This window comes from Rhizobium sp. SRDI943, assembly GCF_057653695.1.
In genome coordinates this window covers 313,506-331,588 of the sequence record NZ_JBYGKN010000002.1, presented here as the reverse complement: position 1 = coordinate 331,588, position 18,083 = coordinate 313,506, and the positions used below count along the sequence as shown (strand labels likewise).

Sequence of the window (18,083 nt, the reverse complement as noted above, 5' to 3'; positions counted from 1 at the left end):
GCGCCTTCAGTGGCGGCGGGGGGAGGGGCCGCCGGTGGCACATAGCGCCAGGGTGCGGCTGGCCGACGTCTGGAGCAGCGCGCATGATGCCTCCGCCCCCTTGACGGGCAGTTGCTTTCGCGTGCCAACTTGGTCGACTGCGACGCGCGTTCTGCCGGTTGCTGAGACGCCATCAAGCAACCACCATCGAGATCGCGTCCGCAGGCGGGCAGTACCTCGGTCTCGCGAAGCATTATGAGGCGCGCCCAGAGAAGGCGACGGTTTGCAGGGCGGACCCAGTATTTGCCCGTTGATAACGCAAACGGCTATTGCAGGCGATTGTCACCAGCGCTATTGTTTTATCGGGCTTGCTGCACAACGCATCGGCTGCACGGTCCGGTCGCTGACAGGCGCCGGCATCAGATAGCAACAGGTGCAATTGAGGTCCAAGTCGCACTCCTTGTACGAGCTGCGCACCAATTTGCCGCCTCGCGGCCGCCAAGCCGGCCTATCGGTAAACGCGTTGAAGCGACTCCCTACCATGCGGTAACGAAACTAAAGTCCAGCATCGCTTCCATATCAGGGAGCAGCCTCAGCAATATCAACGACTTATACTTTTTGAAACTACTTCGGATTTGTGGCTTTCGGCGATACCGAGCTCGGCCGTGGTGGAGTTTGACGAGCTTTCAACCGCTTCCAACTCCCAGCTGCCTGACCCGCGTGTGAAACGGACTGACCTCGGCGCCGGCCTAAATGTCCGCAAGAAAGCAACGGCTTGCATCCTTTAGCGGCACCCGGCGTTATCTCCGCACCAGACCGGAGATCATCCTCATGCCTGATGTGTTTCACCCCAAGAGATTCTCCATCGCGGCGGCATTGATGGCCGCAGCGATTGGTGCACTTGTCTTGATGCAGGCACCCGAGCGCAGGGCGGTCGCCCCGCCTGAGCATACCAACCGCGCAGGTGACGATCGTGGCCGTAGCGCCAGCACGCCCGAGGCTATCCCCTTCAGCGGCCTTCGCGACGTGTTCTGGCGCGTCTTCCACGAGGTCCTCGCCGACCGGGTCACGCTGATTGCCGCGGGCGTGACTTTCTATCTGCTGCTGGCGCTCTTCCCAGCCATGGCGGCTTTGGTATCACTCTACGGGCTGGTTGCAGATCCGACCACCATATCCGAACATCTTCGCGAATTGGCCGGCCTCATGCCATCAGGCGCGTTCGATCTTATTGCCAACCAAATCAAAGAGCTCGTCGGCCGGCGTGATGCTACGCTCGGCGTGACCTTCTTCGTCGGTCTCGGCATCGCTCTTTGGAGCACGCATAGCGGCACGCTGGCGATCTTTGACGCGATGAACGTCGCCTATGAGGAAGAGGAGAAGCGGGGTCTTATCCGGTTGAACCTGATAGGCCTCTGCTTCACCTTGTGCGCGATGCTTTTGACGGTTGTCATGGTGGTGCTTGTCGGGGTCATGCCTGTTATCCTCTCCTATCTCTGGCTCGATCAATTCAAGGAGCACATGGCCCTTCTCATGCGATGGCCGCTGCTTCTGCTGGTCGTCGCGGCGGCCGTTACATCGGTCTACCGTTTCGGTCCCAGCCGCGAGCCTGCCAAGCTCCGCTGGATGACGTGGGGCGCGGTTCTGACCACGATCGCCTGGGCCGCCATGTCCCTCGGCTTTTCCTTCTATCTGGATCATTTCGCCAACTACAATGCGACATACGGCACGCTCGGCGCGCTGATCGGCTTTCTCATCTGGATCTGGCTTTCCGTGGTCATTCTAATCGTCGGAGGAGAACTGAACGCCGAACTGGAGCATCAGACTGCGAAGGACACGACGACGGGAGCGCCGCTGCCGATGGGAGCACGCGGCGCCTATGTCGCTGATACTCTCGGCGAGACCAGGAGTTGACCGCGATGATTGCTCCTCTCGTATGGTTTTGATGTATTCTGACATTTCTGCAGTCCCGACACAGGAGACGATGATGACCGCGCCGCATCCTTCCAAAACCCATATCGGCAATCATGCCCTGCATCCCGAAACACAGATGCTGAACTACGGCTACGATCCGGAACTCTCGGAAGGGGCGGTCAAGCCGCCGGTGTTCCTCACATCCACCTTCGTGTTCAAGACGGCCGAGGATGGCCGCGACTTCTTCGATTACGTGTCGGGCCGCCGCGAGCCGCCAGAGGGGAAGGGGGCGGGCCTCGTCTACTCGCGCTTCAACCATCCAAACAGCGAGATCGTCGAGGACAGGCTCGCCGTCTACGAACGAACGGAAAGCGGCGTGCTGTTTTCATCGGGCATGGCGGCGATCGCCACCACTCTGCTCGCCTTCGTCCGGCCGGGGGATGCGATCCTGCATTCGCAGCCGCTCTACGGGGGAACGGAAACTTTACTGGCGAAGACTTTTCTGAACCTCGGCGCCGCCGCCGTTGGATTTGCCGACGGCGTCAGCGAAGGATCGGTGCAGAAGGCGGCGGAGGAGGCGATGGCCAAGGGCCGCGTCTCCGTCATTCTGATCGAAACGCCTGCCAATCCGACCAACGGCCTGGTCGATGTCGCGATGATCCGGCGCGTGGCCGACCTGGTTGGTGCAAGACAGGGCCATATGCCGATCATCGTCTGCGACAACACCCTGCTCGGACCGGTCTTTCAGCGGCCGATCGAGCACGGCGCCGATATCTCGCTCTATTCGCTGACGAAATATGTCGGTGGTCATTCCGATCTGATCGCCGGCGCCGTTCTTGGTCGCAAGGCGGTGATCAAGCAGATCAAGGCCCTTCGCGGCGCGATCGGCACGCAGCTCGATCCGCATTCCTGCTGGATGCTCGGTCGTTCGCTGGAAACGCTGCAGCTGCGCATGGAGCGGGCAAACAGCAACGCGCGTACCGTCGCCGATTATCTGCGCGATCACCCGAAGGTCGAGAAGGTTCACTACCTGCCTTACCACGATCTGGACTCGCCGGCCGGCCGGACCTTCATAGCGCAATGCACCGGCGCGGGTTCCACCTTCTCTTTCGATATCCGCGGCGGTCAGCCCGCCTCGTTCAAATTCCTGAATGCGCTGCAGATCTTCAAGCTCGCGGTCAGCCTCGGCGGCACGGAATCGCTTGCGAGCCATCCGGCTGCCATGACGCATTCCGGCGTGCCCGCCGATGTCCGCCAGCGCATCGGCGTTCTGGAATCGACGATCCGCCTTTCGATCGGCATCGAGCATCCGGACGATCTGATCGCCGACCTGGAACTGGCGCTGCAGGCGGCCTGAGACACGCCGGGGAAATCGATGCCCGGCGACGCCGGGCATCGGGCATGGGGTCACTTGTCGTCGATCGTCAGTTCCGTCTCGTCGGTATCCAGCACGAACACCGCAAGCAGGCGCGCCGGCTTTGTCTTGCTGGCATTTTTGCTGACGCTGTGATGATCGCCGGGAAATTCGGGAAAGCTTTCGCCGGCCTTGTAAACCTTCTCTGGCCCGTCATTCACCTTGCTGGTGATCGCACCTTCGAGAACGGTGGCATAGATGAAGGCCGATGCCGGGTGCGTATGGCCGGGCGAGGAACCGCCTGGCGCATATTCGACGAGCACCCCCCGCATGCTCTTGCCGGGAACATTCGGAAGCTTCTGGTCGAAAACGACGCTTACCTTCGCGTCGCCGCCTGCGGCGTGAGCCTGAGTGCCGACGGCAAGGACAACGGCGAGCGCCGCCGCCGAGATCATTTTTCTGAGCATGTCTGGTCTCCTGCGTTGGAATGGGTCGGCGCCCGGTGTCAGGCGCTCTTTTTCTGGGGCGGCTGCCGGCTCAGCCAATCGTCGAAATGAATCTGGCCAAGTCGCGCATTGGCTCCGGTCACGAGCGAATTATCTTCGAGCTCAACGCCGAAGTAGCGGGCGTGCGGATCCGCCATCACCTGCCGCGGATCGTTCGTCGCCTTGAAGAGACGTGTGACGATTTCGGTGAGGCGGACTTTCTCCGGCCCGCCGATTTCGATCGTGCCGTTCACAGGCGTGCCGAGGGCCACCTCGGCCATGACGTCGGCGACGTCATCCGAGGCGATCGGCTGCACGTAGGCCGGCGACAGATGCACGGTCTGGCCGACGGTACCCGACTGGGCGATGCCAGCCATGAATTCATGGAACTGGGTGGAGTGCACGATGGTATAGGGTATGCCGGAGCTCTTGATCAGCTCTTCCTGGGCCATCTTGGCGCGCATGTAGCCGCTGCCCTGCAGCCGCTCCATGCCGACAATCGACAACGCGATATGATGCTTCACGCCGGCGGCGGCCCCTGCCTTGAGCAGATTGCGGCCCGACGTCTTGAAGAATTCCAGGACGGCCTTGTCCTCGAACGAGGGCGAGTTTGCGAGATCGAGCACCACCTGTGCCCCGGCGAGTGCTTCCGCCACGCCTTTGCCGGTGATCGTGTCCACACCCGAGTTCGGCGAAGCCGCCAACACCTCGTGCCCCTTGTTGCGCAATCTTTCCACGGTCTTTGAGCCGATGAGGCCAGTGCCGCCGATAACGACGATTTTCATGGGTAGTCTCCTTGTCCTTTACGAGAAATGTCCTCTGGTGACCTGAAGGTGAGCAGGCAACTGCTCGGCATGCCCCCGCGCCCTCGATGAGCGAAGCGACTTCATCGGGACCGTCGCCGGTGCGGCCGGTTGAAACCGATGGGCAGGAGAATGCGCCGGATCGCGGCCCCAAACTATTCTTCCTCAGTCGCTGTCACCCTATGCGAACGCAGTAGGGAAGCTGGCTCTGCGGTCGAGGAATCCGGCCAAAATGGAGGAACATCACGTCGACAGGCATCGGCCTGACCTACCCTTGGGGCAGATGGCCGACCCGGAAAGCAAGGCGTATTCACTGGCCTGCAAGCCGAGGCTTGCGTCATCAATCCTCTCACAATGGAGATAAGAATGATCAAGCGTTTGAACTTCATGGCCCATAGAAGCAGCGGCATCGACGGCCTCGTGGCCGTTGAAAGCTGGATTGCGAAAAGCTTCGATCCGAAGTTGCTCGAACTCGTCAAAGTGCGCGTTTCCCAGATGAATGGATGCGCTCACTGCCTGCACATGCACCGCCAGGACGCGCTGAAGCTCGGCGAAACGGATGACCGGCTGCTGCTTCTAAACGCGTGGCGGGAGTCGCAGCTCTTCACCACTCGGGAGCGGGCCGCGCTTGCCTGGGCTGAGGCTCTCACTCAGATCGCGAAAAGCCATGCGCCGGATGATGTTTATGAAGAGGCGCACGCCAACTTCTCGGATGACGAGCTCGTGGCCCTTTCGATCGGTGTTGCGATGATCAACGCCTGGAACAGGCTGGCGATCGCCTTTCGGCTTCAGCATCCGGCCGATCACAAACGCGCCGCCGCCTGACGGTCTGCGCCTTCGCCGGGTCAGGAAAGCTGAGTAGCCTCGAACATGGCGGTCAGCCCGATACCTCCGCCGATGCCGATCATGGCCAAGGCAGTGGCGCCGGGCGCCCCGACTTCCCCGGTGTTGCGGATCAGCTGGCTGTACAGCCTGGTAACAAGGATTGCGCCGGAGGCCCCGAACGGATGGCCCAAGGCAATTGCTCCGCCGTTCCTGTTGATCGTGTCGGCCGGAATATCGAGCTGATCCAGCGATGCCAGAACCTGGGCCGCGAAGGCCTCGTTGAATTCGATGGCATCGATGTCGGAGAGCGAAAGCCCGGGCTGACGCTGCAGCAGCTTCCTGGTCGAAGCGACCGGGCCGATGCCGAGCAGATTGGGGTCTACGCCGGCAGCAGCGCTATCGATGAAGGCAAGGCCCTTTTCGATGCCCATGCTCCTTGCCATCCCGCGGCTCATGACCAGCACCAGGCAGGCGCCGTCGTTCAGCGGGCAGGCATTACCGGCTGTCACCGAACCATCGGCCAGGAAGACCGGCCGGAGGTTTGCGAGAGCCTCAAGAGATGTGGACGTGCGCGGGCATTCGTCCCGTTCGATCAGACCGTGGCCGGTGGAGATGTCAACGATCTCGGGGCGAAAGATGCCTGCCTCGGCCGCCTGCACGGCGAGCCTATGGCTGCGCAGGGCGAATTCATCCTGTCTCTGCCGCGATATGCCGAATTGACGCGCAACGTTTTCGGCGGCAATTCCCATTTCCGGATCGCCGATCGTTTCAGGCGAAAACCGGGCGCGCCCGTAAAATCGCGGCGGCATCCCGTTCGCCTTTGGTCTTTCGACGCGCCATGGCGCGGTGCTGACGCTCTCGACGCCGCCAGCGAGAAAACACGCGCCGGCTTTCGCCTGGATCAAGCGGGCCGCGATGATGATCGCTTCCAGGCCCGAGCCGCATTGGCGGTCGATCGCAACACCCGGAACCGACATGGGCAGACCTGCTGTGAGCGCTGCCAGCCGCGCGATGTTTCCACCGCCGCCGGCGGCATTGCCCACCAGAACGTCGTCTATCGTGTCGGGTGCAATTCCCGTTTCGGAAAGGATCCGACGAATGATCGGCACAAGCAGATCTTCCGCCGTGACAGTGGCAAGCGACCCGAAAGCCCGGCCGATCGGCGATCGGTAGGCGGCAACCACGACTGGCTGCCAATCCTCGTCAGGCTGAAAGGCGTAGGACACGATCGTCTCCTGAGATCACTGATGTCTCCACTTGCCCCCTCGAGATCTTGCCGCTGCTCGTCATCGGCCAGGACCTTATATGGTAGAATTGCTTGGGGATCTTGTACTTCCCGAGCATCTGCGCGCAATGATCGGCCAGGATCTTCGGGTCCATCGTCTCTCCCGAGATGACGGCGACGATCCGCTGGCCGAAATAGGCGTCCGGCAGCCCGAAGACAACGGCATCCTCTACGCCGGGGCAGGCTTTGAGCGCGCTCTCGACTTCGGCGGGATAAACGTTGTTGCCGCCTGATATCATCATGCCGCCGGCCCTGCCGATCACCCGCAGCATGCCATCGGCGTCGAGTTCGCCGAGATCTCCGACCGTCGCTCCGGCTTTTGTGACCCGGAAGGCCTGACCGTCGTCGCCCCAAAGATATCCATCCGCGATCAGGTCGCTGTCAACGAATATGGTTCCCGCCACATCGGTCCCAACGTCGTTTTCATCGGGGTCGCGAATGGAAATTCCCACGCCGGGATAGGCTTGTCCGACCCGGTCGATCGGAAAATCGATCTCGCTCCCGACAAGGGTCGAGACGGTCATGAATCCAATCTCGGATGCCCCGTAATATTCCCGGATACGGGCCTTCGGAAACAGTCGGCGCATGGACTCGACCCCGTTCCTGTCAAGCTTTGCGCCGGCGGTCAGGACGTCGCGCAAGGAGGTCAGAGCGGGTTTGCCCGTCCATGCCCTTGCAATGCCGGCTATATGTGTCGGCACGGCGACCAGCCGTTCGACGTGCCAGAAGGAGAGGGTGCGTGCGACCGCGACAGGGTCCCATTTCCGGACTGAATGGAAGGTTGCCCCGGCATCAAGAGCTTCGACCAGCGCATAAAGCGCCAGGCCATGAGCCAAGGCTCCCGGGCACATTGTCGACGGCGCATCTTCGAGCTCGAAAACGACGCGTCCCCGATCGAGGCTCCGGCGCCACTGCTCGCGTGAGCGATAATAGGCCTTCGGCTCAGCGGTGGTCCCTGACGTGAAGCCGATCAGAAAGATCTTGTCAGTATCGGCCGGCAGCTCGGCTTCACCTTCCGCCGCGGCAAGCTCGAAAGCCTGCGCTCCGGCAGCCACAACAGGAATGCCGAGTCTTCGGGCAATTTCAGCACTCGGCCCGACATCGTCGTCGACAAACAGAACGTCAGGCGCCAGCCGCTCGATAATGCGTTCGATCCTTTCCGCCGGCATCATCGGGTCGATGACCGCGCAGGCATTCGGGAAAGCGGTGGCCGCCGCAAAATATTCGGCAAAGCCGATATGGTTGCCAAGGCTGAGAGCGGCAAGCTTCTCCACACCGGGCAGATCGAGCATGCGGCGGTTCGAGCGAGGGAGATCCTGGAGAAACCGATAAATTGCCTTGGCGCGCATATAGAGCTCGCCATAGCTGAGCGAATGCCCGTCGATCACCAGCGCCGGCTTGTCCGGTGTCTCCGTTGCATGTCGAAGAAGCTGCGCATGGATTGGCATGGACACCCGCGGGTTTGAACGATCGGCAATCAGCCGGGAGACAGAGCGGCTCTGGTCGCATCGGGAATCGGCGTCGGGCGGCTGTCGGAAAGGCCGACGCAGACCCAGACGAATTGCGCCGATGCGCAATGGGCGCCATCGCGCTGGCGAAAGAGCTCTATGGCAAAGGACAGGCTCGTGCGCCCGATCTTCTCCACGTCCACCTTTGCCTCGACGACATCGTCGAGATCAATCGGGCTGTGAAAGGTGATCTCCGCCTTCTTCACGTGATAGGCAACGCCCGAGGAGGTGTGACGAAAATGGCTGAGAATTTGCCGTTGCCGCAGAAACTCGACGACCGCATCCTCGCAATAATCGAGATAACGGGAGTTGTGGACATGACCATAGATGTCGATGTCTCGCATCGAGACCCGGAACGATGCTAAAGGCCTGTCGTCAACGCTCATTCGATCACCGAAATTCGACGGGCTGATCTAACCGCAGTGTGTGGGGGATGCAATGCAATATCAGGCGGTCGTGCGAAAATTCGGCCCGGCTCAGGATGTCGTCGAGCTCGAGCAGGCTGCGCTGCCGCCGCTGGCGCGCTACCAGGTGAGGGTGCGCCTGCTGGCGCGGGCGATCAATCCCTCCGATATCATCACCATCTCGGGAGCTTATAGCGGACGCACGACATTGCCTTTCATTCCCGGCTTCGAAGCGTTCGGCGTGGTCGAACAGTGCGGTGAAGAGGTTCATGGGCTTTCCCCCGGGGCACGCGTGCTGCCGGTGCGTAGCGCCGGCGGCTGGCAGGAATTCAAGGATAACGATCCCGGCTGGTGCCTGCGTGTTCCTGACGAGCTCACCGACTTCGAGGCTGCGACGAGCTACGTCAATCCGATGACGGCCTGGTTGATGCTGCATGCCAAGATCGGGCTGAGGCCGGGCATGCGCATCGCCATCAATGCCGCCGCCTCTTCGATCGGAGCGATATTGATCGGTCTCGCCAACGCGGCGGGCGTGGAACCGGTCGCCATCGTCCGCAGCGAAAGATCACTTGAGCGCCTGCGCGGCCGGGTCGAGGCTGTTATCATCGATAGGGAAGAAAGCGAAAGCGATCTGGTTGCCGGGCTCGCCGGCCGGCATGGGCTCGACGCGGTGCTCGATTGTGTCGGAGGTGCGCGCGCCGCAGTCCTCGCCGATGCGCTGCGGCCGGGCGGACGCTTCGTGCATTACGGCCTGCTTTCGGGCCAAAGCATTCCGAATTCATTCTGGGCGTCCCATCCCGATATTTCCTTTTCCTATTTTCACCTCCGGGAATGGGTTCATTCGCAAGCCATGAGCGACGTGCAGCAGGCCTATTCCGAGGTCGCGGCGCAGATCGTTTCGAAGGTCATCGCGACCGAGGTGCGGGAGGTATTCCCCCTGGAAAATGTCCGGCAAGCCCTGCAATCCGCTCTTCCCTTCCGAGCGGGTGGCAAGGTTCTGCTGGCCTGACGGGGCAAGCGCCCGCCTCGAGGCTCCTTGCGGGGCGCCTCAGGATGAGGCTCTCTTGAAGTTCGCGCTAAGCGTTTTCGTGTCGTTGCCGCGCGCTAGCGATTGCCGGGTGGTTCTGCTCGGCCCATCCAATCAGGGTTTTCATAGGAATGAGAAAGGATTGCCCGATTGCGTCAGCTCATATTCCACGCGATCCCGATCAATCAATTCGGGGACGCTCCGATTTCGGCGTTGCCAGCCCGTGTTTGGCAAGCTCCAGGGTCAGGATACGGGTTTCGAGAAGGTTGAAGATGCGCAGGATGGCCTCGATCGCATCGAATGGTTTTGTCAGAAAATCTCTGGCGCCGAGCGAAAGTGCGCGCCTGCGCGTCGGCAAGGTCGCATCGGCAGTGAGCACCAGGATCGGCAGATAGCTGTTTTCCGGGATGAGCCTCGCAAAGGTCTCGAGCAGGGCGAAACCGTCCAGATCGGGCATCATCAGATCAAGAAGAACGAGATCGACAGGATGTTCGCGAAAGAGCCGCAAGGCCTCGCGCGGCTCGGTGGTGCTGATCAGCGCCGTAAAGTCTTCGCGTTTGAGAATGCGCTCCAGCAGCGAGACATTGGCGGGCTCGTCGTCGACGATCAGGATCGTCGATCGGCGCACGATATCGGTGGAATCTGTCATGGACCCAATATTTCGTTGAAGCGATGCCGAACTGATATCAAGCGGCGCGGCCAAATCAAAGGTGATGCCTTTACGGCGGGCTTCCCATCGCAACCGGTCTTGCCTCTACCGCTGCAGGCGTGCGTGGCAGATCGACGTGGAAAGTGGCGCCGCCTTCCCGGTTGCTGAAGCCGAGCGTTCCGCCCATGGCGTCGATCAGATGTTTCGACAGCGCGAGCCCGAGACCGGTTCCATCCCGGCTGATCCGTTCCGCTCCCAGCCGATCGAACGGGGTGAACAGCCGGGAGACGCGTTCGGCCGGAATACCGGGACCGGTATCGCTGACCTCGATGCGGATACGGCCGCCATCCATCGCGCGGTGGCTGACGGTTACCCTTCCCTGGGGGCGATTGTATTTCACCGCATTGGAGAGGAGGTTGAGGAACACCTGCAGCAGACGCCGCCGGTCGGCGAGCACCGAAAGATCCGGCTCGACCGGCTCGACGACCTCGATCGTGATCTGCTGCTTACCGCAGAGCGGTCTTGCAAGCGACAAGGCTTCATCGATCACCTCGGCGACGGGCTGTGCTTCGACAGCGAGATCCATGTGCCCGGCCTCGATCCTCGCCATGTCGAGAACCTCGTCGATGAGGCTGAGCAAATGTCGGCCGGCCCTCAATATCTGGGCGACGCTCTCCCTGGACTCGGTATCGGTGACGTCCATTTCCAGAAGCTGCGCGAAACCGAGCACGGAATTCAGCGGCGTGCGCAGTTCGTGGCTCATGCGCGACAGAAATTCGCTCTTGGCGTTGCTCGCGCGGATCGCATCCTCACGGGCGCCAAGCAGGGCCTCTTCGATTTGCTTGCGCTCGGTAATATCGCGCGTGATCTTGGAAAAGCCGCGCAACCGGCCCGTCTCATCATGGAGTGCGGTCACGACGACGTGCGACCAGAATTGCGACCCGTCCTTGCGAACGCGCCAGCCTTCCGCTTCGGTGCGTCCGCGAAGGGCTGCTTCGGCAAGCTCTTCTGCCGGAAAGGTGTCCCTGGTTTCCGTGGGATAGAAGCGGGAAAAATGCTGCCCGACGATTTCCTCGGCGCCATAACCGGTGATCCGCTCGGCGCCTGCATTCCAGCTTATCACCCGTCCTGACGTATCGAGCCCGAAGATGCCGTAGTCGCTGACGCCTTCGACCAGTTGCCGAAAGCGCTCCTCGCTCTCGGTCAGGTCCGCCTCGCGTTTTTTCAGAAGGACGCTCGCATCTTCGAGCGCCTGTCCGAGACTGCCGAGTTCATCGCGGAAGGGATCCGCCACCGTCACGACCTCGCCTTGCGACAGCCGATGCGCCTCAGCTTTCAGCGCATGCACACGGCGCACGATGCTTGCCGAAAACAGGAAGACGGCGACGAGCGCGCCGGCAAAACCAAGAAAGCCGGCTGCGATCATCAGGCTTCGCGACAGAGTGCGAACCCGGTCCGCGGCCTCGGTCCTCGCGTGAAGCAGATCCGCCTCCCGCCGGCTCATCGCGTCGATTTCCTGTCTCAGCACATCGAGGACCTGCTTGCCCTCGATGAGCTTGGCCGCAAGGTCCTCGCGTCCGCCGGCGCGCAGGATGTCGGCCTGTTTCAGGAGTTGGAGACGATCGACTTTCGCGACGACGAGAGTGCGGATGCGTTCGAGGCGGTTCTTCTGCTCTTCATCTCGCAATCGCCGGCCGACCTCGTCGAGCACGACAGGCAATCTGTCCTCGGCCCGGTTGAAGGGATCAAGAAAATCGGCTCTTCCGGTCAGCAGATAACCACGCATCGCGGTGGCCGCTTCGGCGATCGAGGCATGGATCTCTTGAATGCCCGACTGGATTTCGAGCGTTACCCGCACCTGATCCTCAGCAATCCGGCTTTGCCGGTCGGCCACGAAGACGGAAGCGAGAGCCGCAAGCAGCAGCGCCAGCGGCACAGTGATGATGACGATACCCTTTGCCCTCAGCGGCAGATCGGCGAAGCGTAGCGCCTGCCGGCGCGTCGTCGCGGTCATTGCTGCTCTTCCCTGGATGTTGACACGAACCCGCCGCGCACAGCCATGACGGCGGCTTGCGTCCGGTCGCCAGCGCCGAGCTTGCCGATGATCCGCTCGACATGGATCTTCACGGTACCAGGCGAGATTTTCAGGGCTCGGCCGATCTCCTTGTTCGTCAGGCCCTCGGCCACCTTCGACAGGACTTCGCGCTCCCGGATGGTCAGCGTCTCCAGAGCGCTGCTGTTGGTTTGCGGCTTGGTGGCGGCGCGGCGCAACAGCCTGGCGACGAGCGGGCCGTCGAAGAAGGCGTCCCCCTGAAGGACGCGCCGGATCGTGCGGAGAATGTCTTCCCGGCTGGCATCCTTGAGCAGGTAGCCCGTGGCGCCTGCTTCGATCGCAGCTTCCAGGTAGTCGAGGCTGTCATGCATGGTGATGATCATGACGCGTGTCCCCGGCGACACGCGCCGGATCTCCCTCGTTGCGGCGAGGCCGTCCATGCGCGGCATGCGGATGTCGAGGAGAGCAAGATCCGGCTTGTGCAGCATACAGGCCTCCACCGCTTCGACGCCGTCGCGCACGTCCCAGGCAATATGAAAATCGTCTTCGCCGCCGATCATGGCGATAAGACCTGCGCGGGCGATGTCATGATCGTCGGCGACAAGGATCGATGCCGTCATTCTGATGTCGTCTCCTGCTGAAGAGGGGCGGCGGCGCGGACATGCGTGCCGCCCGAAGACCCGGCCTCGATCTCGATCCGGCCGCCGAGCAGCGCCAGCCGTTCCCGCATGCCGACGATGCCGAGTTGCCCGCCCCGCATCTGGGGATGGCGCACCTCCCCGATGCCTTTGCCATCGTCGATCACTTCGAGATGCGCTTCGCCCTTACCGTCCTCGAAGAGGCGCACGACCAAGCGGCTCGCCTCGGCGTGTTTGATCACATTGGTGATCGCTTCCTGCGCGACGCGATAGAAGATGATCCCGGTCGATGTCGGCCAGCGATCGGCGGCAGCATCGAGATCGGCGATCACCTCGAGATCGTCGATTGCATCGAGACGCGTGCGCAGAGCCGCGGCGACGCCGAGATCATCGAGTTCGGGCGGGCGAAGATCGGCGATCGCCGCCCTGAGATCCGCAACGGAATGGCGCGCCAGTGCGGCCAGCTGGTCGATCTCGGGCTTCAGGACATGCGCCTCGCCGATGCGGGCCGCAAGGTCCTGCAGGCGATAGCTGAGGCCTGCTGCCAGCTGCGCCGAGCCGTCGTGAAGATCGAGCGCCACTCGCTGCCGCTCCTGCTCCTGCGCCTGGATCAGCTGCGCCACGAGGGCTGCGAGCTCGCTGCGCTGCCGTTCCAGATCGCCGAGAAGCGCCTGATTTTCCCCCGCCTGCCGATCAAGATTGTAAGCGTCGGCCAGTTGACCTGCCACCACCTCCAATGTCTGCCGATCGTCGGCGTCGATGGCGCGGCCTCTGGACGGACCGATCAACGTGAGGTGGAAACCGGAGCCGTCCTGCGAGGTAAATAAGATGCTGTCGCTTCCCGGGCTCGTCGACTTGCCGACCATCAGCTGCACCGGCAGATCTCCCTGCAAGGATGGAAAAACGAGCTCGGCAAAGGCTGCTCCCGCGAAGTCGGCGAGCCGCGATAGAACCTCCTGGGCAGCCGTTTCGAAGGCTTGGGTGTCAAGCAGGTTTCGCGCCTCGATGATGAAGCGCAGCCGGGCCGCGCGCGCTTCCGCCGCCCGGTAAAGGGCCCTCAATTCCGTGACGTTCGGCGCATGCGTCGTGCCTGTATCGTGGTTCATGCCTGACGGTACTGCTCCGAGATGAATGACGCGGGCACGATAGTCATTCCGGCAGGAATGTCATCTATGCCGTTCGGCAGACCCGATCGGAGCCACCCGGCAGATGGGGCGGCGGCATTGGGCACCTTAGATGTTGGTCATGCGGTCGACCGATGCGATGTCCGCCGGAACCGCTACATAGGAAAGTCAAAATGCGTACCATCATTGCTGCCGCCCTCGTTCTCGGTTTCGTTCAGGTCCAGTCGGCTGCGGCGGCTACCGAAACCGTAACCTGTGCGCCCACAAGCGAGGCAGAAATCGCCAAGCTCTTCGACCGCTGGAATACCTCACTCGCGACGCTGAGCCCCCAGGAGGTCGCCAAGAACTACAGTGACGACTCCGTGCTGCTCGCGACCTTGTCGGACAAACCTCGCCTGACTCAGGCGGAACGGATCGATTATTTCGAGCACTTCCTGGCGAATGAGCCCAAGGGCCATATCGATAGCCGCGACGTCAAGATCGGCTGCAACTGGGCTGTCGACACCGGCACCTACACCTTCAGCCTGAAGGACGGCTCGAAGGTTCCCGCCCGCTACACCTATACCTATGAGTTCAAGGACGAGAACTGGCTGATTACCTCGCACCACTCTTCGATGATGCCGGAGAAGTAAGGCTTCACCAGCCCGCAGATCCGGCAGGGAGATCCCACATTCACCCCACGTGGGGTCTCCTGACTGCCAACCACTCGGTCGTCGTTCCCCCGCGCTATTGCCTCCGGTCGAGGGGGGCGGCCACCGCACACCCTCTCCTTGCTCCCCGCAGAGCCCTGAGTAGTTCGCGCCGGAAGCTTTGACGGCTAAGCGGGATCGGGAGTAGCATCCACACGGCAGCGGCAAGGTGGTCAAAGCGGCCGGCCCGATGGAGATGCAATGATGAAACACGAACCTTTCCTCCTGACGTTCGCGGCGCTGGCATTTGGTTTCGCATGCCCAATTTCTGACGCCTTCGCTGCAGCTCAGCCTATTTTCTGGAACGCTTTACGGCCGGCCGATCAGCCCAAAGCGACGGTTCCGCTGTCGGGCAAGGCGGTGAGCGGCCCACAGGGCGAAACACTCGCCTGGCATGGAGAGGAGCATCCGATCGAATTGACGGGCTTCGTGCTGCCGGTCGACCAGGATGGCGATCTTGTCTACGAATTCAGCTGGTGCCTTGGGCCGGAGCCTGCAGTCACATGCCGTCCCCTCCGCCTAACCAACTGGTTCGTGTCGTTCCGGAAGAGCCTTTGCACCTGGCAAGAATGTACGAGACCGTCACCGTGACGGGTAACCTGCGGCCCGGCCTGGATCAGGCGCAATTCTTCATGATCGACGGTGACCGCGTCCTCACCTACGGCTACAGCATAAACCATGCCCAGGTAGCGACGGCAACGGCGGCGACTGATCCCGATCTGCTGTCACTTTCGCCTTTCGGCATTTTGCCTCGTTAAAAGCCCCGAGACGGCCTCACGATCGGGGCACACTCCTCATTCCCTTCCTCGCGCTTGGCCCGAGGGACGTCACAGGAATCCAGCCACCGCGCGTCTGCGTGGTGAATGACTCTTATCAAAGCAAGGAAGTCTCCCGCGCCCAAGGACTTGGACGCGCTGGATCCCTGTGACATCACTCGGGCAAAGCACTGAGGGCACAGGGATGACGGAGGAGGGGTAGTCGCCGCCCAATCGAGCATCAGGCGTGCCGAGAACTGGACGGTCGGGCGGTAGGTCCGGTCTCCGATGAAAAAATGCCCGGGCGCAGCCGAAACTGCCCCCGGGCGAAATGCTGTAGATCAGACGAGATCAAAACGATCGGCGCTCATAACCTTGGTCCAGGCCGCGACGAAGTCCCTCACGAACTTCTCCTTGGTATCGGCCTGGCCGTAGACTTCGGCAAAGGCGCGAAGCTGCGAGTGCGAGCCGAAGATCAGGTCGACGCGGGTGCCGGTCCACTTGGCGGCGCCAGTCTTGCGGTCGCGGCCTTCATAGACGCCTTCCTTGCCGGCGAGGGGAACCCACTGCGTGCCCATGTCGAGCAGGTTGACGAAGAAGTCGTTCGTCAACGTCTCGGGACGCGAAGTGAAGACGCCATGCTCGGGCGCGCCGGCCTTCAGCACACGCAGGCCGCCGACGAGGACGGTCATTTCCGGTCCGGTCAGCGTCAGCAACTGGGCGCGGTCGACGAGCGCTTCTTCCGGCTTCATGAACTGATGGCGCTTGCCGTTCACATAGTTGCGGAAGCCGTCGATGCGCGGCTCGAGCGCTGCGAAGGAATGCGCGTCGGTCTGGGCTTCGGAAGCATCCGTGCGGCCCGGCGTGAAGGGCACGCTGACAGCGTTGCCGCCCGCTGCCGCCGCCTTCTCGACGCCGGCTGCACCGGCGAGAACGATCAGGTCGGCGAGCGAGATCTTCTTGGCCCCGGTCTGAACTGCGTTGAAGTCCCTCTGGATGCCTTCGAGAACGCCGATGACTTTGGCGAGCTGGGCTGGCTGGTTGGCGTCCCAGTCTTTCTGCGGGGCAAGGCGGATGCGCGCGCCGTTGGCGCCGCCACGCTTGTCGGAGCCGCGGAAGGTCGAGGCCGACGCCCAGGCGGTCGAGACGAGTTCCTGCACCGTGAGGCCGGTGGCGAGAACCTTTTCCTTCAGGTCGGCAATGTCCTTGTCGTCGACAAGCGGGTGGTCGACGGCCGGGATCACATCCTGCCAGATCAGGTCTTCGGCCGGAACTTCCGGGCCGAGGTAGCGCACCTTCGGTCCCATGTCGCGGTGGGTCAGCTTGAACCAGGCGCGGGCGAAAGCGTCGGCGAACTGGTCGGGATTTTCGAGGAAGCGGCGCGAAATCTTCTCGTAAACAGGATCGAAACGCAGCGCGAGGTCGCTGGTCAGCATGGTCGGCAGGTGCCTCTTCGAGGCGTCGTAGGCATCCGGAATGGAGGCTTCAGCGTTCTTGGCCTGCCACTGATGCGCGCCGCCCGGGCTCTTGGTCAGCTCCCATTCGAAAGCGAACAGGTTTTCGAAGAAGTAGTTGCTCCACTGGGTCGGCGTCTGGGTCCAGGTCACTTCGAGGCCGCTGCCGATGGCATCGCGACCGACGCCGGTGTTAAACTTGCTGGTCCAGCCCAGACCCTGAGCTTCGAGCTCGCCGCCTTCCGGGTCGACACCGACAAACGACGGATCGCCAGCGCCATGGGTCTTGCCGAAGGTATGCCCGCCGGCGATCAGCGCCACGGTTTCTTCGTCGTTCATCGCCATACGGGCGAAGGTTTCGCGGATGTCGCGGGCGGATGCCAGCGGATCCGGGGTGCCGTTCGGGCCTTCCGGGTTGACATAGATAAGGCCCATCTGCACGGCGCCAAGCGGCTCTGCCAGTTCGCGTTCGCCACTGTAGCGTTCGTCACCCAGCCAGGTTCCCTCAGGACCCCAGTAAAGTTCTTCCGGCTCCCAGACGTCGGCGCGGCCGCCGGCGAAACCGAAGGTCTTGAAACCCATGGATTCGAGCGCGACGTTGCCGGTGAGGATCAACAGGTCAGCCCAGGAGATGCGGTTGCCGTATTTCTGCTTGATAGGCCACAGCAGGCGGCGAGCCTTGTCGAGGTTCACGTTGTCCGGCCAGCTGTTGAGTGGCGCAAAACGCTGCTGGCCAGCCCCGGCGCCGCCGCGGCCATCGGTGATGCGGTATGTGCCGGCGCTGTGCCAGGCCATGCGGATGAACAGGCCGCCATAGTGACCGAAATCGGCCGGCCACCAATCCTGCGAATCCGTCATCAACGCGTGAAGATCCTTCTTCAGGCCGTCGAGATCGAGCTTCTTGAACTCCTCCGCATAGTCGAAGGCTTGGCCGAGCGGGTCGGCGCGGCCGGAATTGTGGTGAAGAATCTGCACGTTCAACTGGTCTGGCCACCAGTCGCGGTTGGATCGGCTGCTGCGAGGCGTATTGCCGTGTGGCACAGGACATTTGCCTGCGCTGTCAGTGGGGTTGTCCATGATCGTCTCCTTCATTGCTTGATCTCTCTGCGCGTAAAAAAGATGAGCCGAGCTGGCGCCCCA

At 62.1% G+C, this 18,083-nt stretch carries 15 protein-coding genes and 2 pseudogenes; 6 read left to right on the top strand and 11 right to left on the bottom strand.

Annotation, left to right across the window (positions count from 1 at the left end):
• Positions 1-810 precede the first annotated feature (810 nt).
• Positions 811-1,890, top strand: coding sequence for a YihY/virulence factor BrkB family protein (locus tag AC245Y_RS25685; RefSeq protein WP_003562306.1), 1,080 nt, complete (start codon positions 811-813; stop codon positions 1,888-1,890).
• Positions 1,891-1,963: 73 nt separating this feature from the next.
• Complete coding sequence (locus tag AC245Y_RS25680; protein WP_017996061.1) at positions 1,964-3,247, top strand: cystathionine gamma-synthase family protein; 1,284 nt, start codon at positions 1,964-1,966, stop codon at positions 3,245-3,247.
• 50 nt (positions 3,248-3,297) lie between these two features.
• On the opposite strand, the gene AC245Y_RS25675 is transcribed toward AC245Y_RS25680, so the two are convergent.
• Together AC245Y_RS25675 and AC245Y_RS25670 are read right to left on the bottom strand one after the other, a co-directional pair.
• Positions 3,298-3,711, bottom strand: a complete 414-nt coding sequence (locus AC245Y_RS25675) for a cupin domain-containing protein (RefSeq protein WP_017996062.1) — start codon at positions 3,709-3,711, stop codon at positions 3,298-3,300.
• 38 nt (positions 3,712-3,749) lie between these two features.
• Positions 3,750-4,514 (bottom strand): SDR family oxidoreductase, encoded by a 765-nt coding sequence (locus AC245Y_RS25670; RefSeq protein WP_017996063.1) that lies wholly within the window; start codon positions 4,512-4,514, stop codon positions 3,750-3,752.
• Positions 4,515-4,898: 384 nt separating this feature from the next.
• Between AC245Y_RS25670 and AC245Y_RS25665 the strand changes: the two genes are divergently transcribed.
• Positions 4,899-5,357, top strand: coding sequence for a carboxymuconolactone decarboxylase family protein (locus AC245Y_RS25665; RefSeq protein WP_017996064.1), 459 nt, complete (start codon positions 4,899-4,901; stop codon positions 5,355-5,357).
• Between the two features lie 20 nt (positions 5,358-5,377).
• Here AC245Y_RS25665 and AC245Y_RS25660 read toward each other — a convergent pair whose 3' ends face one another.
• From AC245Y_RS25660 to AC245Y_RS25650, 3 genes are read right to left on the bottom strand one after another with little or no spacing between them, the layout of a single operon-like run.
• Positions 5,378-6,583 (bottom strand): thiolase family protein, encoded by a 1,206-nt coding sequence (locus AC245Y_RS25660; protein ID WP_017996065.1) that lies wholly within the window; start codon positions 6,581-6,583, stop codon positions 5,378-5,380.
• Positions 6,561-8,090, bottom strand: a complete 1,530-nt coding sequence (locus AC245Y_RS25655) for a class I adenylate-forming enzyme family protein (protein ID WP_026157571.1) — start codon at positions 8,088-8,090, stop codon at positions 6,561-6,563. The genes AC245Y_RS25660 and AC245Y_RS25655 overlap by 23 nt, the downstream gene beginning before the upstream one ends.
• A gap of 29 nt (positions 8,091-8,119) precedes the next feature.
• Entirely contained in the window at positions 8,120-8,536 is a 417-nt protein-coding gene (locus AC245Y_RS25650) for an acyl-CoA thioesterase (protein WP_003562313.1), read from the bottom strand.
• 52 nt (positions 8,537-8,588) lie between these two features.
• Here AC245Y_RS25650 and AC245Y_RS25645 point away from each other — a divergent pair, with 52 nt between their 5' ends.
• Complete coding sequence (locus tag AC245Y_RS25645; protein WP_003562314.1) at positions 8,589-9,563, top strand: zinc-dependent alcohol dehydrogenase family protein; 975 nt, start codon at positions 8,589-8,591, stop codon at positions 9,561-9,563.
• 67 nt (positions 9,564-9,630) lie between these two features.
• On the opposite strand, the pseudogene AC245Y_RS25640 reads toward AC245Y_RS25645, so the two are convergent.
• The 5 genes and pseudogenes from AC245Y_RS25640 to AC245Y_RS25620 all read right to left on the bottom strand — a co-directional run.
• A pseudogene (locus tag AC245Y_RS25640) lies at positions 9,631-9,755 on the bottom strand (winged helix-turn-helix transcriptional regulator); the annotation flags it as partial.
• 7 nt (positions 9,756-9,762) lie between these two features.
• Positions 9,763-10,230 (bottom strand): response regulator, encoded by a 468-nt coding sequence (locus AC245Y_RS25635; protein WP_017996068.1) that lies wholly within the window; start codon positions 10,228-10,230, stop codon positions 9,763-9,765.
• A 70-nt stretch (positions 10,231-10,300) separates the two neighbouring features.
• A complete protein-coding gene (locus AC245Y_RS25630) occupies positions 10,301-12,244 on the bottom strand; it encodes a sensor histidine kinase (RefSeq protein ID WP_017996069.1) in 1,944 nt (647 codons plus the stop codon).
• Positions 12,241-12,903, bottom strand: coding sequence for a response regulator (locus tag AC245Y_RS25625; RefSeq protein WP_017996070.1), 663 nt, complete (start codon positions 12,901-12,903; stop codon positions 12,241-12,243). The genes AC245Y_RS25630 and AC245Y_RS25625 overlap by 4 nt, the downstream gene beginning before the upstream one ends.
• Complete coding sequence (locus tag AC245Y_RS25620; protein ID WP_017996071.1) at positions 12,900-14,027, bottom strand: sensor histidine kinase; 1,128 nt, start codon at positions 14,025-14,027, stop codon at positions 12,900-12,902. Before AC245Y_RS25620 ends, AC245Y_RS25625 begins: the two co-directional genes overlap by 4 nt.
• A gap of 191 nt (positions 14,028-14,218) precedes the next feature.
• On the opposite strand from AC245Y_RS25620, the gene AC245Y_RS25615 reads away from it, so the two are divergent.
• Complete coding sequence (locus tag AC245Y_RS25615) at positions 14,219-14,677, top strand: SgcJ/EcaC family oxidoreductase (protein WP_017996072.1); 459 nt, start codon at positions 14,219-14,221, stop codon at positions 14,675-14,677.
• Between the two features lie 258 nt (positions 14,678-14,935).
• Positions 14,936-15,492, top strand: a pseudogene (locus AC245Y_RS25610) (DUF3299 domain-containing protein).
• A gap of 338 nt (positions 15,493-15,830) precedes the next feature.
• Here the strand turns inward: AC245Y_RS25610 and katG are convergent.
• Complete coding sequence (gene katG, locus AC245Y_RS25605; protein WP_012755205.1) at positions 15,831-18,020, bottom strand: catalase/peroxidase HPI; 2,190 nt, start codon at positions 18,018-18,020, stop codon at positions 15,831-15,833.
• Between the last annotated feature and the right edge of the window lie 63 nt (positions 18,021-18,083).

Excerpts from the sequence above, each read along its gene's own strand:
- AC245Y_RS25675 (WP_017996062.1), bottom strand. The coding sequence starts at position 3,711 with ATGCTCAGAAAAATGATCTCGGCGGCGGCGCTCGCCGTTGTCCTTGCC.
- AC245Y_RS25645 (WP_003562314.1), top strand. The coding sequence starts at position 8,589 with ATGCAATATCAGGCGGTCGTGCGAAAATTCGGCCCGGCTCAGGATGTC.
- AC245Y_RS25655 (WP_026157571.1), bottom strand. The coding sequence starts at position 8,090 with ATGCCAATCCATGCGCAGCTTCTTCGACATGCAACGGAGACACCGGAC.
- AC245Y_RS25630 (WP_017996069.1), bottom strand. The coding sequence starts at position 12,244 with ATGACCGCGACGACGCGCCGGCAGGCGCTACGCTTCGCCGATCTGCCG.
- AC245Y_RS25685 (WP_003562306.1), top strand. The coding sequence starts at position 811 with ATGCCTGATGTGTTTCACCCCAAGAGATTCTCCATCGCGGCGGCATTG.
- AC245Y_RS25665 (WP_017996064.1), top strand. The coding sequence starts at position 4,899 with ATGATCAAGCGTTTGAACTTCATGGCCCATAGAAGCAGCGGCATCGAC.
- AC245Y_RS25615 (WP_017996072.1), top strand. The coding sequence starts at position 14,219 with ATGCGTACCATCATTGCTGCCGCCCTCGTTCTCGGTTTCGTTCAGGTC.
- AC245Y_RS25680 (WP_017996061.1), top strand. The coding sequence starts at position 1,964 with ATGACCGCGCCGCATCCTTCCAAAACCCATATCGGCAATCATGCCCTG.
- AC245Y_RS25635 (WP_017996068.1), bottom strand. The coding sequence starts at position 10,230 with ATGACAGATTCCACCGATATCGTGCGCCGATCGACGATCCTGATCGTC.
- AC245Y_RS25620 (WP_017996071.1), bottom strand. The coding sequence starts at position 14,027 with ATGAACCACGATACAGGCACGACGCATGCGCCGAACGTCACGGAATTG.
- AC245Y_RS25650 (WP_003562313.1), bottom strand. The coding sequence starts at position 8,536 with ATGAGCGTTGACGACAGGCCTTTAGCATCGTTCCGGGTCTCGATGCGA.
- AC245Y_RS25625 (WP_017996070.1), bottom strand. The coding sequence starts at position 12,903 with ATGACGGCATCGATCCTTGTCGCCGACGATCATGACATCGCCCGCGCA.
- katG (WP_012755205.1), bottom strand. The coding sequence starts at position 18,020 with ATGGACAACCCCACTGACAGCGCAGGCAAATGTCCTGTGCCACACGGC.
- AC245Y_RS25670 (WP_017996063.1), bottom strand. The coding sequence starts at position 4,514 with ATGAAAATCGTCGTTATCGGCGGCACTGGCCTCATCGGCTCAAAGACC.